This is a genomic window from Mycolicibacter sinensis, assembly GCF_001667945.1.
GTDB lineage: Bacteria > Actinomycetota > Actinomycetes > Mycobacteriales > Mycobacteriaceae > Mycobacterium > Mycobacterium sinense_B.
In genome coordinates, this window is the sequence record NZ_LZJK01000143.1 from 21,318 (window position 1) to 46,286 (window position 24,969).

Annotated in this window: 26 protein-coding genes and 1 riboswitch; of the genes, 14 read left to right on the top strand and 12 right to left on the bottom strand. The window is 68.1% G+C overall.

Going from position 1 to position 24,969, the window contains the following annotated elements:
• Position 1: 1 nt before the first annotated feature.
• Positions 2 to 562: an ester cyclase gene (locus A5694_RS18420; protein ID WP_064923750.1), complete on the bottom strand. Its 561-nt coding sequence runs from the start codon at positions 560 to 562 to the stop codon at positions 2 to 4.
• Positions 563 to 669: 107 nt separating this feature from the next.
• On the opposite strand from A5694_RS18420, the gene A5694_RS18425 reads away from it, so the two are divergent.
• Genes A5694_RS18425 through A5694_RS18435 form a run of 3 tightly spaced genes read left to right on the top strand, consistent with a single transcriptional unit; the run spans position 670 to position 3,233 of the window.
• The gene (locus tag A5694_RS18425) at positions 670 to 1,140 is read left to right on the top strand and encodes a hypothetical protein (protein WP_234786412.1); all 471 of its coding nucleotides are present in this window, start codon (positions 670 to 672) and stop codon (positions 1,138 to 1,140) included.
• Positions 1,137 to 2,816 carry a GMC oxidoreductase gene (locus A5694_RS18430; protein ID WP_064923752.1) on the top strand — a complete coding sequence of 560 codons (1,680 nt, stop codon included), beginning with the start codon at positions 1,137 to 1,139 and terminating at the stop codon, positions 2,814 to 2,816. The genes A5694_RS18425 and A5694_RS18430 overlap by 4 nt, the downstream gene beginning before the upstream one ends.
• Positions 2,817 to 2,840: 24 nt before the next feature.
• Positions 2,841 to 3,233, top strand: a complete 393-nt coding sequence (locus A5694_RS18435; RefSeq protein ID WP_064923753.1) for a PPOX class F420-dependent oxidoreductase — start codon at positions 2,841 to 2,843, stop codon at positions 3,231 to 3,233.
• Between the two features lie 9 nt (positions 3,234 to 3,242).
• On the opposite strand, the gene A5694_RS18440 is transcribed toward A5694_RS18435, so the two are convergent.
• The 5 genes from A5694_RS18440 to A5694_RS18460 are packed head-to-tail and all read right to left on the bottom strand — an operon-like array spanning position 3,243 to position 9,115.
• Complete coding sequence (locus tag A5694_RS18440) at positions 3,243 to 4,598, bottom strand: TIGR01777 family oxidoreductase (protein WP_064923754.1); 1,356 nt, start codon at positions 4,596 to 4,598, stop codon at positions 3,243 to 3,245.
• 28 nt (positions 4,599 to 4,626) lie between these two features.
• Entirely contained in the window at positions 4,627 to 5,775 is a 1,149-nt protein-coding gene (locus A5694_RS18445) for an acyl-CoA dehydrogenase family protein (RefSeq protein WP_064923755.1), read from the bottom strand.
• Complete coding sequence (locus tag A5694_RS18450; RefSeq protein ID WP_064923756.1) at positions 5,776 to 7,005, bottom strand: acyl-CoA dehydrogenase family protein; 1,230 nt, start codon at positions 7,003 to 7,005, stop codon at positions 5,776 to 5,778.
• A gap of 8 nt (positions 7,006 to 7,013) precedes the next feature.
• Positions 7,014 to 8,534, bottom strand: a complete 1,521-nt coding sequence (gene fadD5, locus A5694_RS18455; protein WP_064923757.1) for a fatty-acid--CoA ligase FadD5 — start codon at positions 8,532 to 8,534, stop codon at positions 7,014 to 7,016.
• Positions 8,531 to 9,115: an enoyl-CoA hydratase-related protein gene (locus A5694_RS18460; RefSeq protein WP_064923758.1), complete on the bottom strand. Its 585-nt coding sequence runs from the start codon at positions 9,113 to 9,115 to the stop codon at positions 8,531 to 8,533. The genes fadD5 and A5694_RS18460 overlap by 4 nt, the downstream gene beginning before the upstream one ends.
• Positions 9,116 to 9,211: 96 nt before the next feature.
• Between A5694_RS18460 and A5694_RS18465 the strand changes: the two genes are divergently transcribed.
• Entirely contained in the window at positions 9,212 to 10,423 is a 1,212-nt protein-coding gene (locus A5694_RS18465; RefSeq protein ID WP_064923759.1) for a TetR/AcrR family transcriptional regulator, read from the top strand.
• Between the two features lie 13 nt (positions 10,424 to 10,436).
• Here A5694_RS18465 and A5694_RS18470 read toward each other — a convergent pair whose 3' ends face one another.
• Positions 10,437 to 10,691: a type B 50S ribosomal protein L31 gene (locus tag A5694_RS18470; protein ID WP_064923760.1), complete on the bottom strand. Its 255-nt coding sequence runs from the start codon at positions 10,689 to 10,691 to the stop codon at positions 10,437 to 10,439.
• Complete coding sequence (mrf, locus tag A5694_RS18475) at positions 10,691 to 11,878, bottom strand: ribosome hibernation factor-recruiting GTPase MRF (RefSeq protein WP_064923761.1); 1,188 nt, start codon at positions 11,876 to 11,878, stop codon at positions 10,691 to 10,693. Before mrf ends, A5694_RS18470 begins: the two co-directional genes overlap by 1 nt.
• A gap of 103 nt (positions 11,879 to 11,981) precedes the next feature.
• On the opposite strand from mrf, the gene rpmB reads away from it, so the two are divergent.
• The 4 genes from rpmB to rpsR are packed head-to-tail and all read left to right on the top strand — an operon-like array spanning position 11,982 to position 12,955.
• A complete protein-coding gene (gene rpmB, locus A5694_RS18480) occupies positions 11,982 to 12,218 on the top strand; it encodes a 50S ribosomal protein L28 (RefSeq protein WP_064923762.1) in 237 nt (78 codons plus the stop codon).
• Positions 12,218 to 12,382 (top strand): 50S ribosomal protein L33, encoded by a 165-nt coding sequence (gene rpmG / locus A5694_RS18485; protein WP_064923763.1) that lies wholly within the window; start codon positions 12,218 to 12,220, stop codon positions 12,380 to 12,382. The genes rpmB and rpmG overlap by 1 nt, the downstream gene beginning before the upstream one ends.
• 3 nt (positions 12,383 to 12,385) lie before the next feature.
• Complete coding sequence (gene rpsN, locus A5694_RS18490) at positions 12,386 to 12,691, top strand: 30S ribosomal protein S14 (protein WP_064923764.1); 306 nt, start codon at positions 12,386 to 12,388, stop codon at positions 12,689 to 12,691.
• Positions 12,692 to 12,955 carry a 30S ribosomal protein S18 gene (rpsR, locus tag A5694_RS18495; RefSeq protein ID WP_064923765.1) on the top strand — a complete coding sequence of 88 codons (264 nt, stop codon included), beginning with the start codon at positions 12,692 to 12,694 and terminating at the stop codon, positions 12,953 to 12,955.
• A gap of 221 nt (positions 12,956 to 13,176) precedes the next feature.
• Here rpsR and A5694_RS18500 read toward each other — a convergent pair whose 3' ends face one another.
• Positions 13,177 to 15,504 carry an arylsulfatase gene (locus tag A5694_RS18500; RefSeq protein WP_064923766.1) on the bottom strand — a complete coding sequence of 776 codons (2,328 nt, stop codon included), beginning with the start codon at positions 15,502 to 15,504 and terminating at the stop codon, positions 13,177 to 13,179.
• Positions 15,505 to 15,550: 46 nt separating this feature from the next.
• Positions 15,551 to 15,937 carry an ArsR/SmtB family transcription factor gene (locus A5694_RS18505; RefSeq protein ID WP_064923787.1) on the bottom strand — a complete coding sequence of 129 codons (387 nt, stop codon included), beginning with the start codon at positions 15,935 to 15,937 and terminating at the stop codon, positions 15,551 to 15,553.
• A gap of 210 nt (positions 15,938 to 16,147) precedes the next feature.
• Between A5694_RS18505 and A5694_RS18510 the strand changes: the two genes are divergently transcribed.
• From A5694_RS18510 to A5694_RS18535, 6 genes are all read left to right on the top strand, one after another.
• On the top strand, positions 16,148 to 20,422 hold the full coding sequence (locus A5694_RS18510; RefSeq protein ID WP_064923767.1) for a cation-translocating P-type ATPase: 4,275 nt from the start codon (positions 16,148 to 16,150) through the stop codon (positions 20,420 to 20,422).
• 16 nt (positions 20,423 to 20,438) lie between these two features.
• Complete coding sequence (locus A5694_RS18515) at positions 20,439 to 20,831, top strand: nuclear transport factor 2 family protein (protein ID WP_064923768.1); 393 nt, start codon at positions 20,439 to 20,441, stop codon at positions 20,829 to 20,831.
• Between the two features lie 38 nt (positions 20,832 to 20,869).
• Positions 20,870 to 20,931, top strand: a riboswitch (Fluoride riboswitch).
• An 88-nt stretch (positions 20,932 to 21,019) separates the two neighbouring features.
• Positions 21,020 to 21,490: a fluoride efflux transporter FluC gene (locus tag A5694_RS18520; RefSeq protein ID WP_064923769.1), complete on the top strand. Its 471-nt coding sequence runs from the start codon at positions 21,020 to 21,022 to the stop codon at positions 21,488 to 21,490.
• Complete coding sequence (locus A5694_RS18525) at positions 21,487 to 21,837, top strand: DUF190 domain-containing protein (RefSeq protein WP_064923770.1); 351 nt, start codon at positions 21,487 to 21,489, stop codon at positions 21,835 to 21,837. Before A5694_RS18520 ends, A5694_RS18525 begins: the two co-directional genes overlap by 4 nt.
• Entirely contained in the window at positions 21,834 to 22,202 is a 369-nt protein-coding gene (locus A5694_RS18530; RefSeq protein WP_064923771.1) for a fluoride efflux transporter FluC, read from the top strand. Before A5694_RS18525 ends, A5694_RS18530 begins: the two co-directional genes overlap by 4 nt.
• A gap of 228 nt (positions 22,203 to 22,430) precedes the next feature.
• Positions 22,431 to 23,642 carry an acyl-CoA dehydrogenase family protein gene (locus A5694_RS18535; protein ID WP_064923772.1) on the top strand — a complete coding sequence of 404 codons (1,212 nt, stop codon included), beginning with the start codon at positions 22,431 to 22,433 and terminating at the stop codon, positions 23,640 to 23,642.
• A gap of 25 nt (positions 23,643 to 23,667) precedes the next feature.
• Here the strand turns inward: A5694_RS18535 and A5694_RS18540 are convergent, their stop codons facing one another.
• Positions 23,668 to 24,180, bottom strand: coding sequence for a pyridoxamine 5'-phosphate oxidase family protein (locus A5694_RS18540; RefSeq protein ID WP_064923773.1), 513 nt, complete (start codon positions 24,178 to 24,180; stop codon positions 23,668 to 23,670).
• A gap of 38 nt (positions 24,181 to 24,218) precedes the next feature.
• Positions 24,219 to 24,959, bottom strand: coding sequence for an SDR family NAD(P)-dependent oxidoreductase (locus tag A5694_RS18545; protein WP_064923774.1), 741 nt, complete (start codon positions 24,957 to 24,959; stop codon positions 24,219 to 24,221).
• Positions 24,960 to 24,969: the final 10 nt, after the last annotated feature.

The following is a 24,969-nucleotide window of genomic DNA, read 5'->3' on the forward strand; positions in this document are numbered from 1 at the left end:
GTCAGTCCGCCAGGTCGGTAGGCGGGGTGTTCACTAGCAGCGGGTCGGGATCCTTGGCCATCGCCAGCAGCCCGCGCACACCGCGGATCATCAGCGGCCAGGTGCGCGGGTTGCGTAGGTTGAGCCCCCCGATGAGCTGCTTGAGCATCGATAAGGTGTCGAAGTAGATCCGTTCGGCGGTCAGGGTCTCGTTCTCGTCGAAGACGAAGTAGGCCGTCATCCGGGTGCGGTGCCGTGATCCGGTCGCCGGTATACCGCCCAGCGGGCCCAAATGCGTGCCCAGGAGCCAGAACTCGACAATCACCGCGTCGGCGCTGTGTCGCAGCGCGATGATCTCGTGGTCTTGGTCGGGGAACGCCACCCGAGTGTCACGGTAGTAGTCGCGGACCTCGGCGTCACCGTCGTGCACGGTCAGCGTGGGGATGATCTCGTAGTGCGGGTGAGGAAACGTGGCCAGCACGTCGTCCCAATCCTGGCGCACCTCGTCGTGAAAATGGTCGAGAACGAGTTTCTCGCGTGCCCGCAACACCTCGGCGGGTGGGATGGCGAAGCGGTCGGTCATGGCATCCTCCAGACAAAAGTCCCCGGGGCGGCAACAATGGGCAGACTAACCCTGGCCGGCGACGCGCCTGCCCGGAAGGAGACGCTCATGATCACACGGAACCGCACGTGACCGGCCCGGCGTCACAAAGTCGCGCGCTGCCTCGTCAACGGGGTATGAACCTCGTCGCGCATCGCGTATGTCTGATCCTTTTGACGATCGTCGGCCTCAGCCTCGGAGTGTGGGCATACTTCGCCCCGTTGAATTGGTACACAACGTTTCCCGGCATGGGCATGCACTGGTTGCCGGTGCTCGGCCCGTACAACGAGCATTTCGTGAAGGATGTCGGCGCGTTGTTCTTCGGGCTCGGGTCGCTCAGCGCCGCGGCGGTGTACTACCTCGATAACCGCCCCGTCGTCGTGATCACGGGAGTCAGCTGGTCGGTCTTCAATGTGCTGCACCTGATCTATCACCTCGGCATGCTGCACATGTACGGCCTGCGTGACGCGGTCCTCAACGTGATCAGTCTCAGCCTGCTTCTGGTGGTATCGCTTATCCTGCTCGTCCCCGCACGCAGTCACAGCGTGGATCGCACATGACTTATGACTACGACGTCGTGGTGATCGGCTCCGGTTTCGGCGGCAGCGTGGCGGCGCTGCGCCTGAGCGAGAAGGGTTACCGGGTCGGCGTGTTGGACATGGGCCGCCGCTGGGCGCCCACCGATTTCCCGCCCAACAACTGGCATGTCCGCAAGGCCATGTGGGCGCCGAAACTGGGCTGCTTCGGCCCGCAGCGCCTCACCGTGCTCGGCAAGACGTTCATCGCCAGCGCGGTCGGCGTCGGCGGCGGATCGCTGATCTACGGCAACACCCTCTACGAGCCGTTGGAGCGGTTCTACACCGACCCGCAGTGGGCGCACATCACCGACTGGAAAGCCGAACTCGCGCCGTACTACGAGCAGGCCCGCCGGATGCTCGGGGTGACGCCCACCCCGCATACCACCCCGGCCGATGAGGTGCTGCTGGCGGTGGCCCGCGACCTCGGGGTCGAGCACACCTACCACCCGACCAACGTCGGGGTGTTCTTCGGCGACGAGCCCGGCAAAACCGTCGAGGACCCGTTTTTCGGCGGCGCCGGACCGGCCCGCACCGGCTGCATCGGCTGTGCGCAATGCTTCACCGGCTGCCCGCATAACGCCAAGAACACCACCGAGACCAACTACCTGTATCTGGCCGAACACGCCGGCGCCCAGATCCATCCGCTGACCATGGTCACCGATGTGCGGCCGCACGGCGACGGTTATGTCGTCAGCACGGTGCGCATCGGCCGGTGGCTGCGCAAGCACAAGCGGGACTTCACCGCCCGCCAGGTGGTGTTCGCCGCGGCCTCGCTGGGCACCCAGCGGCTGCTGCACAAGCTGCGCGACACCGGATCACTGCCGCAGCTCTCGCCGCGGCTCGGCGAGCTGACCCGCACCAACTCCGAAGAGGTGCCGGTGGTGCTGGCGCCCGACCGCGACGACTTCGCCCAAGGGGTGGCGATCACCTCGTCGATTCACCCGGAAGCCAACACCCATGTCGAGGTGTGCCGTTACGGCAAGGGCTCTAACCTGCTCTCGATGATGGGGACCCATCTGGTCGACGGCGGCCCATGGCGTTTCGCCCGGCTGCTGCTGATGATCGCGCGGCACCCGGGGCTGCTGCTGCGCAGCATGTTCCCGCGTGGCGCCTCGGAGCATTCGATCATCATCCTGGTGATGCAGTCATTGGACAACTCGCTGACCACTTACCGCAAGCGTGGCCTGTTCGGCACCCGCATGACCACGAAACAGGGTGCGGGGGAACCTAACCCGGACTGGATCCCGATCGCCCACGACGTCGCCCGCCGGATGGCCGAGAAGGTCGGCGGGTTCGCCGGGGGCACCTATCTCGACGCGCTCAACATTCCGCTGACCGCGCATTTCATCGGCGGCTGCCCGATCGGTGATTCCGCGGATACCGGTGTCATCGACCCCTATCAGCGCGTCTACGGTCACCCGGGTCTGCACGTCGTCGACGGCTCGGCGATCACCGCCAACCTGGGGGTCAACCCGTCGTTCACCATCACCGCGCAAGCCGAACGGGCCATGGCGTTGTGGCCCAACAACGGCGAGCCGGATCCGAGACCGCCGCTCGGGCAGCCCTACCGACGCATCCCGCCGATGTTTCCGCACCACCCGACGGTGCCGGACAGCGCCCCCGGCGCGCTGCGGTTGCCGCTGGCGCCGTCGGGGTAGGAGCCGCGGCGCTATCCTGGCGCGATGCCGACGTTCGCGCAGGTGTATCGCGAAAAGTATCTGCTGCTGACCACCTTCACCAAGGACGGCAGGGCCAAACCGACCGCGGTGTGGGGCGCGCCGGCCGGCGACAAGCTGTTGGTGATCACCGATGACGGATCCTGGAAGACCAAGCGCATCCGCAACACGCCACGCGTGACCATCCAGAAGTGCGGCGTGCTGGGTGCGCCGAAGGGCGAGCCGGTCGAGGCAGTGGCCCGGGTGCTGCCCAAGAGCGAGACCAGGCGCGTCTACAACGCGGTCGTCAGGCGCTACTGGTGGCACGCCTGGTGGTTCGTTCCGCACTCGCTCGTGCGCGGCGGGATCGACAAGGTTCACATCGGCTTGGAGATCGCGCCCGCCGGGGCAGCGCTCTAGCCCAACGTCCTAGCCCGCCCGGCCCAACAGATGCCGCAGCGCCTGTTCGAGTTCGGGCATGCGGAAGCGGTGATCGGCCTCCTCTAGCCGCCCCGGCAGCACTCGCTGGCTCGCGCCGGCAAGCTCACGTGCCCCTTGACCGCCGAGCAGCAATCGTGGTCCGAGCGCCGGAACCGGCAGGATCGTCGGCCGGCGCAGCACTCGTCCGAGGGTTTTGGTGTACTCGCGGTTGCGCACCGGGTTCGGCGCGACGGCATTGACCGCCCCGGACAGCCCGGTGTCCCACAGTGCGCGGTGATAAACGTCGATCAAGTCGTCGATCCCGATCCAGGGCAGCCATTGTCGGCCATCGCCGAGCCGACCGCCCAGCCCGGCGGCGAACAGCGGCCGCATCAGGCGCAGCGTCCCGCCCCGCGGTGATTGCACGATGCCGGTGCGGATCCGCACGACGCGCTTTTCGGCCTGTTCTGCCGGGGCCAGGGCGTCTTCCCAGTCGGCGACGACCTCGGCGAGAAACCCGTCGCCGCGTTGGCTGTCTTCGGTGAGGATCTCGTCGCCGCGGTCGTAACCGTAGTAGCCGACCGCTGATGCGCAGACCAGGGTGCTCGGTCCAGCGCTGCTTCGGGCGACCAACTCGGCGAGTCTGCGGGTCGGTGCGATTCTGCTGTCCCGGATCGCCCGCCGGTGCTCGGCGGTGAAGCGTCCCGCGATCGAGGCGCCGGCCAGATGAATCAACGCATCGACGCCGGCCAGCAGGTCAGGATCCGGGTCGTCGGGATTCCACTGCCGCTCACCGGGATTGGTTGCGGCGCGCCGCACCAGCCGGATCACCCGATGGCCGCCGGTGCTCAAGAACGCGGCCAGAGCCGAACCGACGAGCCCGGATGCGCCGCTGATGGCCACCGTGATCGGCTTCAGGCCGTGTTCTGCGGCGCGCCGGTGGGCGGCCAGGTCATCGGCGAGCTGGCGGTGCCGATAGACCAACATCGGCCGCAGCATCGACTCGGGTAGGGGCGTCTCGATGCGATCGGTCAGCTGTGTTCTTCCGTCGCCGAGATCGTCGAACTCGTGGCTGTGGCGCCACCGCATCGCCGTCCGGGCCGGCAGCGACGCCAGGCCGCGGCCGCCGATGGCATCGACAAAACGCCACGGCGGGTCATAGCCGCCGGGCTGGTGTTCGGCGATCCAGCGCAGTCCGCCGGGAAGTGCCAGTTCGGCGGTGCCGTCACGCAGCGAGTCCGCTTCGGCGATCAGGTGCATCGGCTGCCACGGCGGGCTCAACCGGGTGAACGCACCCGGCCTCTCGTGCCACGCGAAGACGTCCGCCGGCGGCGCCTCGACGACGCTGGAAAAGACCAGGCCCATGCCTCGACGCTACTCGGCAGCGGCGGCGCTACCGGCTGGTTGAGGTCAGCCCGGCGTAGCGGGCCAGGTGCCGGTCGCGGGAGCCGAACTGGAACTCGATCGCGGTGAGCCGTTTGAAGTAATGCCCGATCGCCAGCTCCTCGGTCATGCCCATCGCGCCGTGCAGCTGCACCGCGCTCTGCCCGACGAACCGGGCGGCCCGCGCGACCGTGGCCTTGGCCGCCGAGACCGCCCGGGCGCGTTCTTCGGCGCCGGCGTCGAGCTTCATCATCGCCAAGTGCTGTGCGGCCACAGCCTGCTCGACCTCCAGGTACATGTCCACCATCCGATGCTGTAGCACCTGGAACGCCGCGATGGGCTGGCCGAACTGCTGCCGTTGCTTGGTGTAGGCGACGGTGTCGGCCAGGACGCGCCGCAGGCAGCCGACCGCCTCGGACACGATCGCGGCGGTGGCCACGTCGACGGTGTGCTCCAGCGCCGGCCACGCTTGGCCCTCGCCGCCCAGCAGCGCGTCTGCGGGCAGCCGAAGGCCGTCGAGCGTCAGGTCGGCGGCGCGACGGTCGTCGATGGTGCGCAACGGTTCCATGGTGAGACCCGCTGTGGCATCGCTCAATTCGAGCAGGAACAGCGACACCCCGGCGGTGTCACGCCGATCGCCCGACGTCCGCGCCGTCACCAGTAGGTGGGTGGCGATCGGTGCCGCCGACACCGCGATCTTGGCCCCGTCGAGCACCCAGTGCTCACCGTCGCGGCGTGCGGTGGTGGCCACGTCGTGCCAGGTCCCCGCCGACGCCGGCTCCTCGGCGGCGACCGCAACGACGGCGTTCCCGAGTGCAATGCGCTCCAACAGGTGAGCAGCCTGCGGGCCTCCGGTGCGTTGCAGCAACCCGCCGGCGAGCACGACGGTTTCCACGAACGGTTCGATGACCAGCGCATGCCCGAGTGCTTCGGTGATGATCATCAGCTCGGTAGCGCCACCGCCGAGCCCGCCGGCGCTCTCCGGCAGGGTCGCCCCGAGGATGCCCAGGTCATCGGCGAAGGCACGCCAGATGGGCGGCTGCCAGCCGGCTCCCGTTTTGGCCGCAGCGCGACTCGTCTCCAAGTCGTAGCGGTCGGCGAGGAACTTGCCGACGGTGTCGCGCAGCAGGTCCTGTTCGTCGGTGAATGAGAAGTCCATCTATAACCCCAGGGCTGCCTTGGCCAGAATGTTGCGTTGAATCTCGTTGCTGCCGGCGTAGATCGAGCCGGCGCGGTCGTTGAAGTAGCGCAGCGGGGCCACCGCCTGCCACGGCTGGCCGCTGACGTAGCCGTCGGCGGGCGGGACGAAGTCGGGCACCGGTCCGCCGGGCATGGTGGCGTGCGGCTGGTAGATCCGGCCGCGCGGGCCGGCGGCCTCCAGCGCCAGTTCGGTGATCGTCTGGCTCAGTTCGGTGCCCAGGATCTTCAGCATCGACGCCGCCGGTCCGGGATTGTGGCCCTTGGCCAGGGCGGCGATGGTGCGAAATTCCAGGATCTCCAAGATGTCGGTGCGGACCCGGGCATCGGCCAGCCGCAGCCGGAAGACCGGATCGTCGGCCAGCGAGGTGCCGTCCGGCCCGTGTTGTCCGGCAGCCTGTTCGGCGACCGCATCGGCCCACACCTGCAGCATCGGGGCCATCGCGCCGCCCCGCTCGAAGTTGAGCAGGTATTTCGCGACGGTCCAGCCGTCGTCGATCCGGCCCAGCACGTTGGCCTTGGGCACCCGCACCGAGTCGAAGAACACCTGGTTCTGCACCTCCTCGCCGGAGGTCATGACCAGCGGCCGGATCTCGATACCCGGTGTGGTCATGTCGATCAGCAGGAAGGTGATGCCTTCCTGCTTCTTGCCGGTGCGCGACGTGCGGACCAGACAGAAGATCCAGTTGGCCTCGGTTGCGTGGGTGGTCCAGATCTTGCTGCCGGTGCATACTAGGTGATCACCGTCATCGACCGCCGCCATCGACAGCGACGCCAGATCCGAGCCGGACTCCGGCTCGGAGTAGCCCTGGCAGAAGAACACTTCACCGGTGAGGATCCGCGGCAGGAACCAGTTCTTCTGCTCGTCGGTGCCGAAGCCGATGATCGCGTGCGCCACCATCTTGATGCCCATCGGGGAGAGATACGGCGCGCCGGCCAGTGCGCATTCGCGGCTGAAGATGTAGTGCTGCAACGGGGTCCAGTCGCAGCCGCCGTATTCGACCGGCCACGCCGGTGCGGCCCACCCGCGTTCGTGCAGGATCGCCTGCCAGCGCATGCTCGCCTCGTGATCGGCGTAGACACTAGTCATCAACTGTCCGGCCCGGCGCAGGTCCGGTGTCAGGTGCTCATCGAGGAACGCACGAACCTCGTCGCGGAATGCTGCCTCTTCGGCCGACCAATCCAGATCCACGTCCCCTCCTAGCCGTACGTCTTGCGTAACAGCGGTTTGACCACCTTGCCGCTGGCATTGCGGGGCAACTCGTCGACCAGGACGAGTTCCTTCGGGTGCTTGTAACGGGCAAGCCGCTCGTTGAGGAAGGGTTCGAGGTCGCTCAGCGTCAGCGATTCATCACCGGCGACAACGGCGACCGGGACCTCACCCCACCTGTCGTCGGGGCGCCCGATCACGGCGGCCTCCCGGATCCTCGGGTGCTCGAAGAGCACGTTCTCGACCTCGGCGCAGTAGATGTTCTCCCCGCCGGAGATGATCATGTCCTTCTTGCGGTCGACGACGTAGACGAAGCCCTCGTCGTCGACACGCACCAGGTCACCGGAGTGGAACCAATCACCGGCGAACGCCTCAGCGGTCGCCTCCGGCTTGTTCCAGTAACCCTGCATCAGAGTCGGTCCGCGGTAGACGATCTCGCCGATCTGACCGGGCGGGACGTCGTTCATGTCATCGTCGACCACCCGTGCGGCGATGGTCGGGATCACCTTGCCCACCGACCCCAGTTTGCGGATGGCGTCGGCACCGTTGAGCACGCAGGTGATCGGCGACATCTCGGTCTGGCCGAATACCGCGACGTTGAGCGCGTCGGGAAAAGTCTCGGCCATCGCCCGCAGCACGGTGTCCGACGCCGGCGCGGCTCCCCAGCTGATCACCTCCAGAGCCAGGTCCCGTTGCCGCACAGTCGGATCTGCGCAGATCAGTTGCCACTGCGCCGGAACCAGGAAGACCGAGGTGGCGCGCTCGCGCTCCCAGGCATCGAGGGTGTCGGCGGCGTTGAATGCCCCGAGCGGGTGGATCACCGTCTTGGTGCCGACCACCAGGTTGGGCGCGATGCTGCCCAGGCCCGCGATATGGAACATCGGTGCGGCACAGAAATATACGCTCTCCGGGCTGGTGTGCAGGGCCTGGATGCAGGTCAGGGACTGGGCCTGCAGGTTCGAATGGGAGAGGATGGCGCCCTTGGGGCTGCCCGTGGTGCCCGACGTGTACATGATCAGCGCCGGGGTGTCTTCGGGGATATCGGCGGCGGGGTGCGGCTCTCCGGGTTCGGCGATCAGCGACTCGTAATCGTCGCCGAGCACGACGGCCACATCGAGCCCGACGGCGTTCTTACGCACCGCGTCGATCAGTGGTGCGAGGAGTTGGTCGGTGATGACGCCCTTGGCGCCGCTGTCGGAGACGATGTAGCTGATCTCGGGGTCGGTGAGCCGGAAGTTGACCGGCACGGCGATGGCGCCCAGGGCGTTGATCGCCAACACGGACTCGATGTACTCGGTGTGGTTGAGCATCACGATGAGAACGCGGTCACCGAAGGAGATCCCGCGACGGAACAGTGCTCCGGCCAGCCGTTGCGAGCGGTCATGCAGCTGGCGCCAGGTGGTGTCGGTGCCGCGGCACCGAAATGCCACGGCATCGGGGCGCATCTCGGCGTGGATCGCCACCTGATTCATCCAGTGGTTGCGTCGGGAACGCAGTGGCTGTGCGATCATTCGGCGAACACCGCCTGTCGCTTCTGCAGCATTGCGGTGGCCCCTTCGATGAAGTCCGGCGAGCCCAACAGCTCCACCTGGCCGGCCTTCTCCCGGGCCAGCGCGGCGCCGAGTGAGGCGAGGCTGGTGGCGTTGAGCGCCTGTTTGGTCAGCTCCAGAGCACGACGCGGCCCGTGGGCCAGCTTCGCGGTGGCCTCATCCACCCTGGCGTCCAGCTCCGCGTCGGCCAGCGCGATCCCCACCCCGACACCGGCGGCCGCCCCGTTGACCCGGGCGATCACCGGCACCGGGCTTTCGGCGATCGCCGTCACCAGCCGGGCGGCGCAATCCATCACCTCCTCGGCGGTGACCCCGCCGGCCGTGGCGGACAGGTCGGCGCCGGTGCAGAACGCCTTGCCTTCGCCGGTGATCACGACCGCGCGCACCGCAGGATCGCCGGACGCTTCGGCGAACACGTCGCCCAGGGCCGCCATGGTGGCGTAGTCGATGGCGTTGAGCCGTTCCGGATTGGTCAGCGTCACCCGCAGGACCCGGCCGTCCCGGGCCGCGGTGAGCTTGGCAGAGGTGGTGGTCTCGGTCATGGACAGCCCCGCACGTTGCTTCCTTAGTGGTCTGAAATGTAAATTGTGGTTAACTTATGGGTGTCGGGCCGAACTGTCAACAACGGGGGGCGAACGGTGGCGGCAGGGGATCTGGATGCGCCAGCCACCGCGGTGCGGCGTCGTCCCAAGGACCGCAAGGTCCAGATCGTGCGGGCCGCGGCGCGCGCCTTCAGCGACCGCGGCTATCACGCGGTCGGCGTCGACGAGATCGCTGCCGACGTCGGGATCTCCGGGCCGGCCCTATACCGGCATTTCGCCAACAAATACGCGCTGCTGGTCGCCACGGCCGAATACACCGCGCAGACGCTGGTGGCCGCCGCCCGCGGCGCCGACGACCCGGCCCGGCCGGCGCACGAACGGTTGCGCGCGATCATCGACGCACTGATCGAGACCACCATCGGCATGCGACGCGAGGGCGCGTTCTACCGGTGGGAGCGGCGCTACCTGCAACCGCCGGACCGCAAGCACATCCGCGCCAGCTACGACGCTCTGAACGCCGCCCTCGCCGAACCGTTGACATTGCTGCGCCCCGGGCTCCCCGACGCCGACACCGCGATGCTGGCCGCCGCCGTGCTCAGCGTCATCGGCAGCATCTCCGCGCACCGCACCCGCCTGGCCGCCGCGACGCTTCACACGCTGCTGGCCGACCTGTGCTGGTCGGTATTGACCACCGAGTTGCCTGCCGCGCCGGCCCGTGCTGCGCCACGGCGCGCCGAGCGGGGGCTGCCGAGCACCTCCAAACGAGAACGGCTGCTCGCCGAAGCCATTCGCGTGTTCGGGCAACGCGGCTTCTACGAAGCCAGTATGGAAGAGATCGGCGGTGCCGCCGGCCTCAACGGCTCCAGCGCCTACCGCTACTACCCGAGCAAGGCCGCTCTGCTCGCCGCGGCGTTCCAGAGGGCCGGCGACCGGGTGTTACTGATCATCACCGATGCCCTGGCCGAGTCGAGCAACCCGCGCGAGGCGGCCACCCGCATCGCCGAGCGCTATACCGCGCTGGCCTTCGCCGCACCGGAGCTGATCAACATCTACTTCGCCGAGTTCGCCAACCTGCCCGACCAGGACCGGACCCACCTGCGCGGGTTGCAGCGGCAGAACGTCCAGGAATGGGCCCACCTGCTCTGTCAGCTCGGGGCGGCCGAGACTGAAGCGGTCTTCCGGGTCCACGCGGCCCTTGGCCTTGTCGTCGATGTCGGACGCCTGGTTAACTTCGACGACTCCGCGGAGCAACGCGCCCGGGTCAACACCTTGATGGCGGCCGTGCTCTTCGGCGATCAGCGGCCGTGACCGCTGCGCGCGGTCAGACCTGGCCGTAGCGGCGGCGGAACTTCTCGACCTGCCCGGCCGAGTCGACGATCCGGCTCGTGCCGGTCCAAAACGGGTGCGACGCCGAGCTGATCTCCACGGTCACCAGTGGGTAGCTGTCGGTGCCCGCCGCCGTGGGCCAGTCGATGGTGCGTTCGCTGGTGACGGTGGAGCGGGTCAGGAACGCTTCCCCGGTGGGGGCGTCCTGAAAGACCACGGGGTGGTAGTCGGGGTGGATGTCGGGTTTCATCACTGGTCTCCGTCTCGGTTGCGGTACAAGGAGATAGCGGTTGTGGCCGTGGCGTTTTCCTCGCACGGCTCCTCGTGATGGTCGCCGAACGGGTCGCGGTAGCCGGCCCATTGGTTCGGCCGACGCAACTCGTGGTCGGTGAGCAGTGCGGCAGACAAGGTCGCTCGGATCTGCGCGGGGTCAGCGCCGCAGATCAGGATCACCAGCGAGGTGTGCCGATCCCCGTAGCGGTGATCCCAGATCAGATCGGCGAACGCATGCCGTTGCGGGGCGACGCGGGCGGCCTCTGCGGCTGTCATCGCGGCCAGCCACTTGCCCGCCGAAGAGGTGTGCAGCCCGCCGCCCGCCGACTCCAGCCAGATGGCCTGCTCACCCCGGTTGGCCAACCACAGCCGCCCGCGCGCACGCACCACTCCTTCGAGTAAGACGTCGAGGGCGTCGTGGAGGCGTTGCGGGTGAAAAGGCCGGCGGGCGTGGAACTCGATCATCTCGACCGGGCCCTCGGCCTGCAGCGACGGTTGACCGGCCAGCAGCGGGGCGTGCGGGTCCTCATCGCGGCCGCGGCGGGCGTCGGCGTCGAGGTGGGTCAGCGCTTGTTCGAGGCGGTCCGTTCCGGCGGTGATGCGTGCCAGCGGAGCCAATCGGCGCAACACCGCCAACGCAGTCGGGTCCGGATCGAAAACCACCAGGACATCGGCAGATTCGGCCTGGCCGACCACCACTTGCGCGACGGTCCGGCCGTCGTCGAGTTCGTCGTCCCCGAGGGCTTGGGGCAGCCAGGTCGTCGAATCGACACACGTGACGACCGCGGCGACCGCCACATCGTGGCCGGCCGGGCCGTCGATGTACCCCGGCCCGACGCGGACCCGGACGTGGCGGATCGCCCAACAGATGGGTTGCGGCTCTAACCAGTCGGGCAAGGAGACCACGATGCGTTCGACGCCGGCACGCCGGTGCAGCCTGCGCAACAGCACCAGCAGGTCGTTGCGCAGCGTGCAGGACACGCAGCCATGCGCCAACTCCAGGGCCGAGGTCGTGGCAGGCGTTGTCCCCTGAGTGGTTTCGCGAACCACCACATGACCGTCCAGCCCGTAGCAGACGGTGACCGTGCCCGCCTTCGACTGCAAAGCCCTGGTCGCTGCACCGATGCCGTACTGCCCGGCCACCAGGATCACCGGAGTCCGCATCACCCTCCTATTGAAAATCATTGTCATTAACGTCAGTCCTACGGTAGCCTTCAGTTCATCGCTTGTCGACAATCATTTTCAATAAGGTTGGAGGAGGGGTCTGTTGTCTGCCCGCTGCCAAGTCACCGGCCGGACGCCCGGATTCGGGAACGCGGTGTCGCATTCGCATCGCCGCACCCGGCGCCGCTGGTCGCCCAATATCCAAGTCAGGACCTACTACCTGCCTTCGCAAGACCGTCGCATCACGCTGCGGGTGAGCGCCAAAGGCATCAAGGTCATCGACCGTGACGGAATCGAGGCTGTGGTGGCCCGATTGCGCCGGGAAGGGCAGCGGATCTGATGGCGCGCACCGACATCCGCGCCCTCGTCAAACTGCGCTCGAGCGCGGGCACCGGCTACACCTACGTCACTCGCAAGAACCGGCGCAACGACCCCGATCGTCTCGTGCTGCGCAAGTATGACCCCATCATTCGACGCCATGTCGACTTTCGCGAGGAGCGCTGAGTCATGGCCAAGAGATCCAAGATCGTCAAAAACGAGCAGCGCCGAGCGCTGGTGGCCCGCTACGGTGAGCGTCGCGCTGAACTCAAGGCGATCATCAGCTCGCCGTTGAGCAGCCCGGAGCAACGATTGGCCGCCGGGCGTGCGCTGGCGCGCCAACCGCGCGATGCCAGCCCGGTGCGGCTGCGCAACCGCGACAGCGTCGACGGGCGTCCCCGCGGTTACCTGCGCACATTCGGGGTCTCCCGGGTAAGGGTGCGCCAGCTCGCCCACGACGGGCATTTGCCCGGCGTCCGGAAGGCGAGCTGGTAGATGGCAACCAAACCCTTGGGGGCGCGGCGCGTTCGGCAGGCCGGAGCCAGGCCCAAGAAGCAGAACCTGCTCACCAAACTGAAAGTGGCGGCCGTCGACTACAAAGACACCGCGACCCTGCGGATCTTCATCTCGCCGCGCGGCAAGATCCGCTCACGTGAGGTCACCGGACTCACTGTGCGCCAGCAGCGCCAGGTCGCCGGCGCCATCAAGAACGCCCGCGAAATGGCATTGCTGCCTTATCCGGGTGTCACTGCCGAGTGATTCGGTCGATGGCCCGGGGCTCAGCCGATGTGGAACACGACTTCTAGGGCCAGGAATCCGAAGACGAGCAATCCGAGGATTCCGGCGATCACCGGAAGAACAAGTACGGGGTCTTTCATGGACCGAGACGGTATACAGCTTTGGGTTGCAAATATTCGGAAAGTGCTGTCGATCACCCCAACTCGGGACTTTGGTCTGTGAGCTGCGACACGGCCGTCGGGTCAGGTGTAGGCGACGCGGACCCGATGGATCTGGCCCTGGAACGGGAACGGTGCGCGTTCCCGGTAGTCCAGGGATACCGGCGAGCCCAGGCAGGTGCCGATGTCGAGGCAGTCGTTGGCGGTGAACAACAACGGTGCGCTGACCGGCACCTGGCCCTCGGCAACGGTGTCGCCGTTGACGGCCACGGTGATGTCGAGTGCTCCCGCCGGGCGCGGTTCGGCGTAGTGCGTGGTCACGGTGATGGTGGCGCGTCCAGGTGGCACCTTGGCCGCGGTGCGGATCTTGGTGCGCGACAAGATGAACAGGTTGTACTCATAGCAGAGAAAGCCCTCGTCGAAGTAGCACGTCAGCCCGCCGGCTCCACCTCCGAGCGCGTACAGCACGCCGCTCGCGTGGGCCGGTATATCGGCGTCGATCGTGACCACGTTGTTCTTGTTGCCGAGTGCGGGAGCGCAGAATTCGGGCATCCGCACGGTATCCCCGGGAAAGTCCCACTCGGTATAGGGCGGGGCGATCCGCAGCTCGGGGTGGTAGACCGGCACCCACAGGCCGCCGCCGATGGGCAGCACTGAGTTGCGGGCCGCCTCGACCATGAAGATCTCGCGCATTTGAGCGAGCTTCTCCGGCATCTGCTCGGCCAGGTCGTGCGCCTGTGACCAGTCCTCGTCGAGGTGGTAGAGCTCCCACACATCTTCATCGGGAGTCCAGGTGGCGATACCCGGCGGTTGACCGGGCACCCACGGCAGGCGGGGTCCGCGCGCCGACGCCATCCACCCGTCGTGGTAGATCGCCCGGCTGCCCATGATTTCGAAGTACTGGGTCTGCTTGCCGCCGGGCGCATGCCGGTCGGCCAGCGTGCGCGCGAAACTCGCTCCCGCCAAGGGTATCTGGGGTTGCCCGTGGACGGTTCGCGGTGCTTCGATCCCGACTACCTCATAGATGGTCGGGACGATGTCATTGCAATGCAGGAACACCTCGCGCGGGGCTGGGTCCGCGGCGACCTTGGCCGGCCAGCGCACCACCATTGGGTTGCGGGTGCCACCCAGGTGGGAGGCCAGCAGCTTCATGCCCTTATACGGGGTGGAACCGGCCCATGCCCATGCAGCGTGGTACTGATTGTCGACCAGCGGCGATCCCAACACAGCCAAGCCACCGAGCGCGTCGAGGGCGTCGATATGCTGGCGCACGGTAGTCGGAATGCCGTTCTGGGCCAACAGTTCCGAGATGGTGCCGTTCTGCCCTTCGCCGGAGGAGCCGTTGTCTCCCCAGATGTAGAAGAACAGCGTGTTATCGGCGTAGCCGAGGGTCTCCAGCTCGTCGGCGATTCGGCCGACCTGGACGTCGACGTGTTCGGCGTATCCGGCGGCGACCTCCATCAGGCGGCGCTGGAAAGGCTTCTCGTCCTCCGGGATGTCCTCCCACGCGGTCAGCGTCTCGTCGCGTTCGGTCAGCGAACAGTCTTGGGGAATCCAGCCTTTGGACTTGGCGCGTTCGAACACCCGCTGGCGGTAGGCGTCCCAGCCGTCGTCGAACTTGCCGGCGTACTTGTCGGCCCACTCCTTCATGATGTGGTGTGGGCCGTGCAGGCAGCCGCTGGCCCAATACATGAAGAACGGCTTGTTGGCGTTGAAGGCTTTGTGCCGCCGCAGCCAGGAGATGGCGTCGTCGGCCAGATCCTCGGACAGGTGGTAGCCCTCTTCGGGAGTCCTTGGCGGGGCCACCACGGTGGTGTTGCGGACCAGGTTCGGTTCGTATTGGGATGCCTCACCGGCCAGGAAGCCGTAGAAGTATTCGAAGCCCAGCCCGGTGGGCCAGTTTTCGAACGGCCCTGCCGCGGTGGTTTCCTCCGCGGGCGTGTTATGCCACTTGCCGAACGCCGAGGTGGCGTAACCGTACTGCTTGAGCACCTCAGCCACCGTGGCGCTCGACGCCGGAATCTTGCCGGCGTAGCCGTCCCAATCGTTGGCCAATTCTGCGATCTGGCCATTGCCGATCTCGTGATGGTTGCGTCCGGTGAGCAAGGACGCCCTGGTAGGGGAGCACATCGCCGTGGTGTGGAACCGGTTGTAGGACACGCCTTGCCGGCTGATCCGGTCGAGGGTCGTGGTGTTCACCTCACCGCCGAACGTCGACGGTAGCCCGGGGCCGGCATCGTCGATGAGCACGATGACGATATTGGGCGCGTCGGCGTGCAACCGCTGGGGGGTCACCCGTGGGCGGTAAGTCGATTCCTGCAATGTCCGGCCCGCGATACTGCCCGAGCTGACCGGTGGGAACGGCAATACCGCACCGTTCGGCAACACCGGAGCCACCACCTGATCACCCAACGCCAGCCTCCCTATCTCGGGTACATCGTCGTCTACGGCTGCGCGCTCATGTGTGCGCGTCGCCTCTCGGTGGGTCCGGCGCCAGACTGCCGTCCGGGGCGATGTGGGCGAAGATCTGCTGGAGCAGGGTCAAGATGTGCGGATCGTCGACGGTATAGATGTGATGACGTCCTTCGCGTCGGGCGTTGATCAACCCGGCCAGCCGCAGCTTGGTCAAGTGCTGGCTCATGGTCGCGACGTTGATGCCGGCCCGGCCCGCCAGGGTCGTCACGTCATAGGCGTCTTGGGCGGCCAGCCACATCACGTACAGCCGGGCTGGGCTGCTGAGCAGTGCGAACGTGCTCGCGGCGGAGGCCAGTTGGGGAGGGGTCGGCTCGTCGGGCCGGTTGGCTGAACTGATTTCTTCGGATAGCCGTTCTCGATCTTTTGCCATGGCGGCATTCATTTTGTCCCAACTCCCATGGCGGGGTTCGCCGAACGACACATTCATACAGTTGCGCAAACACCAAAGTGTGGCCCAGAATTGGGCGGTCCACGCGGGAGATTGGCCGCCCGGGAGGGTGCGATCCGAACCCGCCGTCAGACCACACGATTGGTTACCGCCGAATTGATTGCGACATCGTTGCTGCTGCGCCCGACTGCCATGGGACTGCGGGCGGCGTCGGCCCTCGTCGACGCAGCAGCCCGCGGTGCGTCGGCCACCACCGAGGCGGTCGGCGCCATCACCGTGGCCAGCCTGCAGGTCGCCGCGGTGCCGGTTCGCGAAGCCACCCGGATGCTGTCCGGCCAGTCCGCCTCGGCGCCGCTGGGCCGCCGATGTTGGCAAGGCGCCGACCGGGCCTGGATCGAGGTGCGCGGGCTGAGCGACAGCGCCGAGCTCGGCGACCGCGTGCTTGAGGTCCTGGTCGCCGAACCGGGTGTGATCTCGGTCCGGCTGAACCGCCCACTGTCGCGCGTCGTGGTGCAGTTCGGAAACGCCCCCGACGTCGATGGCGACCGGGTATCACTGCATGACTTGTGCCGGCGGGTCGCCGAGACCGAACGGAGCTACCGCCGGGTCGGCGGCTCGGACTCCCCGGCCGTGCAACCCGCCGCGCTGCCCGGCGACGGATTGCTGCTGATGGCCCGGGGCGTGATGGTCGGCGTCAACATTGCGGGGTTGGCCGTCGCGGTCGCCGGGCGCGCGCTGCGGCTGCCGCAGGCGCCGATCACCGTCGATGCCGCCGCCGCCCTGGCGAACTACCAACCGTGGCTGCGCCGCCAACTCGTCGATCGAATCGGCGTCGGGCCCGCCCACACGGTGCTGTCGTTGATCTCGACGGGGGCGCGCATCGCCACGCTGTCGCCGGCCACGCTGGCGGTGGATTTGGCGTTGCAGGGCATCAAGGCCGCGGAGAACCAGGCTGCGGCACAGGCCTGGAGCCACCACGAGCCGCACCTGGCCCGGCACGCCGACCATGCGCAGGTTCACCTGCCCTCGCGGCCGGTGCCCCTGCCGGAGGGAGCCGCCGACCGCCACGGCAGAAGGGCCGCCTCGGTGCAACTGTTCGGCGCCGGCCTGGTCGGCTTGCTCACCGCAAACGTCACCACCGCCGCCACCGCCGCCGTCGTCGCCGCTCCAAAGGCCATGCGCACCACCACCGAATCGTTTGCTGCGACGCTGAGCCGCGCGTTGGTCGAGCAGCACGCAGCGCTGCCGCTGCGTCCGGAGGGTCTGCGCCGACTCGACCGAGTCGACGCCGTGCTCATCGACCCGCGGTTGCTCTACCGCGGGGCGGCGCGCCACCCGCTGGCGTCAGCGCTGCTGGCCGAAGCGCGGGCCTCGGGTGCCGAACTGGTGACCCTCGACGTCGAATCCCTGGGCGAGCTGCGGCCGGCGTTCGACGAATTGGCGCCGGTCGTTGCGGGCGCCGGCGACGAGGAACTCGACGACGCGTTGGCCGCCGCCTTGACGGCTCGCCAGCAGGCCGGCCGCACGGTTGCAGTGCTCACCTCCACCGGTGGGCAGGCCCTCTGCTGTGCCGATGTGGGTTTGGGGATCCTGAGCGATGATGCGGAGACGGCGCCGCCGTGGGACGCCGATCTGCTGCTGGCCGATCTGACCGGCGCCTGGCGGGTGCTGCATGCGATACCGGCGGCACGGGCGGCCACCCAGCGCGGCATCTCCCTGTCCACCGGCGCATCGACCCTGGGTGCGCTGCTCATGGTGCCCGGTGTCCGGGGCGGGCGCGGGCCGGGGCCAGTCACCGCCGGGGCGGCCACCGGTCTGCTCTCGGGATACCTGTTGGCGCGCGGCGCGGCGCGCACTCCCGCGCCGCGGCCCGCGCCGGCCTACGAGTGGCATGCGATGTCGATCGAGCAGATCCGAGAGGTCCTGCCGGCACCGGACCGCGCGGCAGTCGCCGCCGACCTCGATGTTCGCCCCCCGACGATGGCCTGGCAGTTCGTCAAGGCGGTGCGCGCCGAACTGTCGGACCCGCTGATGCCAGTGCTGGCACTGAGTTCGGCGGCCACCGCGATGCTGGGTTCTCCGGTCGACGCGCTGATGGTCAGCACGGTGCTGATCGGCAATTGCATGCTCGCGGCGGCGCAGCAGCTGCAGGCCGAGAACCGGCTGAACCGGCTGCTGGCCCAGCAGACCCCGCCCGCGCGGGTCGTCGAGGAGGACGCCGACGCCTACGGTGAGATCGTCGCGGACCGGTTGTTGCCCGGCACCGTGATAGAGGTCCGCAGCAACGAGGTCGTGCCTGCCGACGCGCGGCTCCTTGAAGCGACCGACCTCGAGGTCGACGAGTCCTCGCTCACCGGCGAATCGCTGTCGGTGGACAAGCAGACCGCGGCGACACCGGGTGCCGAACTCGCCGATCGGCGCTGCATGCTCTACGCGGGCACCACGGTGGTCGCCGGAACCGCCCGGGCCGTGGTTACTGCCGTCGGCGCCGACACGCAGGCCCGCCGTGCCGCCGAACTGGCCGCCGGGGAGCTGCCCGTCGTCGGCTTGCAGCATCAGCTGAGTCAGCTGATGAGTCGCGCCTTCCCGGCGAGCGCGGCCGGCGGGCTGATGGTGGGCCTGCTCGGGATGCTGCGCGGCGGCGGCCTGCGGCTGGCTCTGGGCAACGCGATCGCGGTCGCGGTGGCCGCCGTGCCCGAGGGCATGCCGTTGATGGCGACGCTGGCGCAACATGCCTCCGCGCAACGCCTGACCGATTCCGGTGCGCTGGTCCGCATCCCCCGTTCGGTGGAAGCCCTCGGGCGGGTCGAGGTGGTCTGCTTCGACAAGACCGGAACGCTGAGCGAGAACCGGCTTCGGGTGACCCGGGTACACCCGGTCTCGGGGTATTCGGACGACGACGTGCTGCGGTCCGCGGCCAACGCCGCCCCGGCACCCGAAGGCGACCCGCACGCACACGCCACCGACCAGGCCGTCACCGAGGCGGCCGCCGGCTTATCCAGCGCCGACGAGCCGTTGTGGACCGCCCCGGATGCCCACCTGCCGTTCCGGTCCGGCCGGGCGTTCTCGGCGTCGGTGTCCGGTACCGAGCTGATGATCAAGGGCGCACCGGAAGTGGTGCTGGCCGCCTGCACCGGCCTCGGCTCCGACAGCGACGCCCCGGTGGCCGAACTCGCGGCTGAGGGCCTGCGGGTGATCGCCGTGGCTCAACGCCGGCTCACTGCCGCACAAGTGAAGTCACTGGCCGACGACCCGGACGCCATCACCGGCCTGTGCCAGAGCGGGTTGACGTTGATCGGGTTCCTGGGCATCTCTGACACTCCGCGCGCCGAAGCGCCGCAATTGCTCGCCGACCTGGCAGATCGCGGCGTGAGCATCCGGCTGATCACCGGCGATCATCCCGTCACCGCCACCGCGATCGCCGCGGAACTGGGGATGCCGGTCACCGCCGACCAGGTCATCACCGGAGCGGAGTGGAATGCGTTGTCGCGCAAGGGCCAGGAACGAGCGGTAGGCGAGCGAGTGATCTTCGCCCGGATGTCCCCGGAGAACAAGGTGCAGGTCGTCCAGACCCTCGAACGCAGCGGCCGGGTCTGCGCCATGGTCGGCGACGGTGCGAACGACGCGGCGGCCATCCGGGCCGCCAGCGTGGGGCTGGGCGTGGTGGCCCGCGGCAGCGACTCGGCGCACCTCACCGCCGACATCGTGCTGACGGACGGACGCATCGGCGCCCTGGTGGATGCCATCGACGAGGGCCAGCGGCTGTGGCGCGGAGTGCAGTTGGCCGTGACCGGCCTGCTCGGCGGCAACGTCGGCGAGGTGATCTTCGGTGTCATCGGCACCGCCTTGTCGGGAACCTCACCGCTGAACAACCGCCAGCTGCTGCTGATGAACATGCTCACCGACGCGCTGCCGGCCACCGCAGTCGCGGTCAGCACCCCGTCCGGCTCTGCGCACCGAGTCGCGCACGGCATCGATGAACGCAGCCTGATGCGCGCCGTCGCCGTCCGCGGCGCGATCACCGGGGCTGCGGCCAGCGTGGCCTGGGGGATGGCTGCACTGACCGGGCGTCGGCAACGTGCCGCCACGGTCGCCCTGATCACGCTGGTCACCACCGAGCTTGCCCAGACATTGGTCGATTCCCGTGCGCCGCTGGTGCTGCTCACCGCAGCGGGCTCCTTTGCGGCGTTCGCGGCGATGATCAGCCTTCCGGGCATCAGCCAGCTGTTGGGTTGCACCCCGGTGGGCCCGCTGGGCTGGTCGCAGGCCCTGGGCGCCAGCGGTGCCGCCGTCCTGGCGATCGCCGCGGCGCCGCACGTGCTGCCGGCCGCCCGGAACCAGACGCCGGAGATCGATGCTGGGCCCGGCCCGCTGGCCACGGTGCAGACCCTGCGCCCAACAGATGCCCGGTCCAGCTCGGCTGCCGCCGATGAGGGGGCTACCGTGATGGCCAGTCGTACCAACTGACCAGCGGAGGCGGGGCATGCACCCATTCCGGCAGGCCGTCGAGGCCCGCGACAGCGCGGCAATGGAGGCGCTGCTGTCCGACGATGTCGTGTTCACCAGTCCGGTGGCGTTCAAGCCTTATCCGGGCAAGCCGATCACGGCGGCGATCCTGCGCGCCGTCATGCGTGTCTTCGAGGATTTCCGCTACGTGCGGGAGATCGCCGACCCCTCGGGGCGCGACCACGCGCTGATGTTCGAGGCGTCGGTCGGTGGCAAACGTCTCAGCGGCTGCGACTTCCTGCATATGGACGACGACGGCAAGATCGACGACTTCGTGGTCATGGTCCGGCCGCTCTCGGCGGCCACCGCGCTGGCCGAGGCCATGGGACAGCAGTTCGAGCAGATCACGCGCGAGGCCGCCGCCGGTTAGCGCAAAAGCGCATCGGCGCCGCCCGACCGGCGGTTATAGTTGAGCACGGCGATGAAGCTCGCCTTGAACCGCCGCCCCGGCTGATGGCTTCTACCAGATCCGATGACATATGGGCTGGGAGGCATTGCATGACTTGGCACTCAAGAGATTTGGGCGACCGTACCCGCTACCGGATGCGCGTCTGAGCGATGCCGACACCCGGATCCGATGTGTCCGACGGCCTTGAGCTGTTCGTTCGGCACCGGCGGTCTCGTGCGGTGCGGGAACAGGCCCTAGTCGTTGCGGCGGTTGCGGTCGGCGGCGCCATCGGTGCATGCGCTCGATACGGCATCGAACTGGCATGGCCGATGCCGTCCGGCGGTTTCCCTTGGGCCACAATGCTTGTCAACGTCAGCGGCTGCGCCCTGATGGGGGCGTTGATGGTGGCGATCACCGAACTGTGGGTCGGGCACCGGCTGCTGCGCCCGCTGCTGGGCACCGGTGTGCTGGGCGGCTACACGACGTTCTCCACGTTCGCCGGTGACGTCGACTCCCTCGCCGCTGCAGGCCATCTGGCCCGGGCCTTGGTCTATCTACTGACCACCCCGGTGCTGGCGCTGCTCACTACCTGGACCGCCGCGGCTCTGACCCGCGGTCTGCTCTTCAGGAGGCCATCATGACCCAGCTAACCGGATCGGCGCTGCGCCTGACGGTATTCATCGGCGAGAGTGACACGTGGCACCGCAAGCCGCTGTTCAGTGAGATCGTGCACCGGGCGCGCCGGGCTGGTCTGGCCGGCGCGACGGTGTTCCGTGGCGTCGAGGGGTACGGCGCGTCCTCGGCCATCCACACCACCCGGCTGCTGTCCCTGTCGGAGGACCTTCCGGTCTCGGTGATCATCGTCGACACCGCCGAACGGATCCGCGCCTTCCTGCCGCAGCTGGACGAATTGGTCACCGAGGGCTTGATCCTGCTCGACGAGGTCGAGGTCGTCCGGCACGTCGGCCGAACCGCCGAGGGCCAGTGAACTGGCTGCTGGTGATCGCCGGTGCCGCGGTGGGGGCACCGTTGCGGTACTTGACCGATCGATTCGTCCAAGCGCGGCACAACACCACCTTCGGGTGGGGCACGTTCACCGCCAATGTGCTCGGCAGCCTGATCCTGGGTGCGCTGACAGGTGCAACGAGCGCCGGTGACGAGCGGTTGCAGCTGCTGGTCGGTACCGGCCTGTGCGGGGCGCTCACCACTTACTCGACCTTCTCCTACGAAACGCTGCAGCTGGCCGGCGCCGGAGCAAGGCTTTATGCGCTGGCCAACCTGGTGCTCACCCTAACGTGCGGTCTCGGCGCCTACTATTCGGGCGGCCTTGCCGCGCAGGCGGTCTGGGGATAATCGGCGTCAGCCCACGAGCCAGGAGCTCGCGACCGATTCAGAGACGCGCGACATGTAGCCACATGCGGCAGCGGACAATTCGGCACAAAGAACCTGCCAGGCCCCTGCGGTGCTTAGGCGATCCTCATCGCCCATCGGAAAGCTACACCGACGGGGTCGCCGTGGGAACGGGGTGCCACAATCGAACCGGCGGTTTCGAGTCGCCGCCCCGGATTCTCAGGAGTAGCCATGTCGTTCTCGATAGAGCTCAGTGACGACGTGATCGAGGTGCGGGACTGGGTACATCAGTTCGCCGCCGACGTTGTTCGCCCGGCCGCCGCCGAATGGGACGAACGCGAGGAGACGCCGTGGCCGATTATCTCCGAGGCCGCCAAGATCGGCCTGTACTCGCCGGAGTTGTTCGCCACCCAAGCCGCCGAACCGAGCGGAATCGGCATGCTCACGGTGTTCGAGGAGCTGTTCTGGGGAGACGCCGGCATCGCGCTGTCGATTCTGGGCACCGGATTGGCGGCAGCAGCCCTGGCGGGCAACGGAACCCCCGAGCAGCTGGGACAGTGGCTGCCCGAGATGTTCGGCACCGCAGACGCCCCCAAGCTCGGCGCTTTCTGCTCGTCGGAACCGGACGCCGGCTCCGACGTCGGTGCGATCCGGACCCGCGCCCGCTATGACGAAGCGACCCGCGAATGGGTGCTGAACGGCACCAAGACCTGGGCCACCAACGGCGGCATCGCCAACGTGCACATCGTGGTCGCCTCGGTCTATCCGGAACTCGGTTCGCGCGGACAGGCCACGTTCGTTATCCCGCCGGGCACCGCCGGCCTGTCCCAGGGGCAGAAGTTCAAGAAGCACGGCATCCGGGCTTCGCACACCGCCGAAATCGTGCTGGACAACGTCCGGCTGCCCGAGGACATGATCCTGGGCGGCCGGGACAAGTTCGAGGACCGCGTCGCCCGCGTCAAGTCCGGTGCCTCCGCGCGCGGACAGGCGGCCATGAAGACCTTCGAACGCACCCGGCCGACCGTCGGCGCGATGGCGGTCGGGGTGGCCCGCGCCGCCTACGAGTACGCCCTCGAATACGCCTGCCAGCGTGAGCAGTTCGGCCGCAAGATCGGCGAATTCCAGGCCGTGGCGTTCAAGCTCGCCGACATGAAGAGCCGGATCGACGCCGCCCGGCTGATGGTCTGGCGGGCCGGCTGGATGGGCCGCAACAACAAGGCCTTCGACAATGCCGAGGGCTCGATGGCCAAGCTGTTCGCCAGCGAGACCGCGGTTTATGTCACCGATGAGGCGATCCAGATCCTCGGCGGCAACGGCTACACCCGCGACTACCCGGTCGAGCGGATGCACCGCGACGCCAAGATCTTCACCATCTTCGAGGGCACCAGTGAGATCCAGCGGCTGGTCATCGCGCGGGCGCTGACCGGCCTGCCGCTGCGCTGAGCGCCCGGCGCGCACGTCAAGACTGTCAACCGGCGAAGACGAACCGGGTGCAGTCGGTCGGGAACGCGAACCAGGCCAGTGCCCGCCGCGGGACGATCATGCGCAGTCCGCCGCCGTCCGGCCCCGCCCAGGCGTCGGGGCCAGGAGCGTACTGCGGATGGTATTTCTCGAACGCTTTCGCCAACCGGGCTCCGAGGTCGTCCGGGTCTGCCGAGGTGGCCGTCGAGACTCCCTCGACGATCACCACCTGGGTACCGCTCTCAAGGGTCAGGGTGCAGGCCGGGTTGTGCTGGAGGTTGCGCGCGTGGCGGGTGGTCGGTGCGCCGTCGTAAAAGAAGCGGCCATCGAGCCACACGCCCCACCGCGGCACGGAGTGCGGCGTGCCGTCCGGGCGCACCGTGGTCAACCAGTAGTGCTGCGATGAGGTCAAGTGCTGTTCGACCTCTGGCCAGCTCAACAGGCCTTCTGTCGAACTCGGTAGCCCGTATCCCTCGGGCAGCGCAGGACGTGTCGCAGTGGGGCCCAGTGTCGAATCCATGAGTTTCTCGTTAGCTCTGATGTCCGACGCGGGATGCCCTACCCGGCCGTCTTCCCGTTGTCGGTCAGATACACCGCGCCGTGCACCGCGGCCGCGGCGTCGCTGGCCAGAAACGCGATCACCTCGGCGACATCGGCCGGTGCGCTCATGCCGCGCGGGGAGGCCACCCGCATGATCAGGTTGACGTCGGCGCCCTCGGGCAGCTGGAAGTTCGTCACCTGCGGGGTCAGCATCCCGCCCGGGCACACGGCATTGACCCGCAGCTTCTCCGCGGTGAACTCCACCGCCAACGCCCGGGTGAGCCCGACCAGGCCGTGCTTGGCCGCGCAGTAGCCCGCCGAGTAGGCCTGGCCCTCCACCCCGGCGATTGAGGCCACGTTGACGATGTTGCCGGCGGTCTCCAGCAGGTGCGGCAGCGCTGCGCGGCACAGAAAGAACGGGCCGTTGAGGTTGACCGCCAGGTCATGGGCCCACTCGTCGTCGGTGATGGCCAGCGTGTGGCGCATCTGATGGGCGCCGGCGACATTGACCAGGACATCGAGCCGGCCGAACTGCGCGACGCATTGCTCGACGGCCGCCGCGCAGGCCGGCGCGGTGCTGATGTCGGTCACGCAGTACTGCCCGCCGGGTACGTCGGCGAACACTGTGGCCAGCCGTTCGGCGTCGCGGGCCAGCCCGAACACCGTCGCGCCGCGCCGGGCGAACAGCTGCGCCACCGCGGCGCCCAGCCCCGACGAGGCGCCGGTCACCAGCGCGACTTTGCCTGACAGATCGGTCATGGGCACAACC

What these genes read in the sequence shown, in the direction of transcription:
- A5694_RS18435 (WP_064923753.1), top strand. Translation starts at nt 2,841, where the DNA reads ATGCCGACGTTCGCGCAGGTGTATCGCGAAAAGTATCTGCTGCTGACC.
- fadD5 (WP_064923757.1), bottom strand. Translation starts at nt 8,534, where the DNA reads ATGATCGCACAGCCACTGCGTTCCCGACGCAACCACTGGATGAATCAG.
- A5694_RS18545 (WP_064923774.1), bottom strand. Translation starts at nt 24,959, where the DNA reads ATGACCGATCTGTCAGGCAAAGTCGCGCTGGTGACCGGCGCCTCGTCG.
- rpsN (WP_064923764.1), top strand. Translation starts at nt 12,386, where the DNA reads ATGGCCAAGAGATCCAAGATCGTCAAAAACGAGCAGCGCCGAGCGCTG.
- A5694_RS18470 (WP_064923760.1), bottom strand. Translation starts at nt 10,691, where the DNA reads ATGAAACCCGACATCCACCCCGACTACCACCCCGTGGTCTTTCAGGAC.
- A5694_RS18520 (WP_064923769.1), top strand. Translation starts at nt 21,020, where the DNA reads ATGCCGACACCCGGATCCGATGTGTCCGACGGCCTTGAGCTGTTCGTT.
- A5694_RS18430 (WP_064923752.1), top strand. Translation starts at nt 1,137, where the DNA reads ATGACTTATGACTACGACGTCGTGGTGATCGGCTCCGGTTTCGGCGGC.
- A5694_RS18535 (WP_064923772.1), top strand. Translation starts at nt 22,431, where the DNA reads ATGTCGTTCTCGATAGAGCTCAGTGACGACGTGATCGAGGTGCGGGAC.
- A5694_RS18420 (WP_064923750.1), bottom strand. Translation starts at nt 562, where the DNA reads ATGACCGACCGCTTCGCCATCCCACCCGCCGAGGTGTTGCGGGCACGC.
- A5694_RS18510 (WP_064923767.1), top strand. Translation starts at nt 16,148, where the DNA reads ATGGGACTGCGGGCGGCGTCGGCCCTCGTCGACGCAGCAGCCCGCGGT.
- rpmG (WP_064923763.1), top strand. Translation starts at nt 12,218, where the DNA reads ATGGCGCGCACCGACATCCGCGCCCTCGTCAAACTGCGCTCGAGCGCG.
- A5694_RS18460 (WP_064923758.1), bottom strand. Translation starts at nt 9,115, where the DNA reads ATGACCGAGACCACCACCTCTGCCAAGCTCACCGCGGCCCGGGACGGC.
- rpsR (WP_064923765.1), top strand. Translation starts at nt 12,692, where the DNA reads ATGGCAACCAAACCCTTGGGGGCGCGGCGCGTTCGGCAGGCCGGAGCC.
- A5694_RS18440 (WP_064923754.1), bottom strand. Translation starts at nt 4,598, where the DNA reads ATGGGCCTGGTCTTTTCCAGCGTCGTCGAGGCGCCGCCGGCGGACGTC.
- A5694_RS18540 (WP_064923773.1), bottom strand. Translation starts at nt 24,180, where the DNA reads ATGGATTCGACACTGGGCCCCACTGCGACACGTCCTGCGCTGCCCGAG.
- A5694_RS18525 (WP_064923770.1), top strand. Translation starts at nt 21,487, where the DNA reads ATGACCCAGCTAACCGGATCGGCGCTGCGCCTGACGGTATTCATCGGC.
- A5694_RS18515 (WP_064923768.1), top strand. Translation starts at nt 20,439, where the DNA reads ATGCACCCATTCCGGCAGGCCGTCGAGGCCCGCGACAGCGCGGCAATG.
- mrf (WP_064923761.1), bottom strand. Translation starts at nt 11,878, where the DNA reads ATGCGGACTCCGGTGATCCTGGTGGCCGGGCAGTACGGCATCGGTGCA.
- A5694_RS18445 (WP_064923755.1), bottom strand. Translation starts at nt 5,775, where the DNA reads ATGGACTTCTCATTCACCGACGAACAGGACCTGCTGCGCGACACCGTC.
- A5694_RS18505 (WP_064923787.1), bottom strand. Translation starts at nt 15,937, where the DNA reads ATGGCAAAAGATCGAGAACGGCTATCCGAAGAAATCAGTTCAGCCAAC.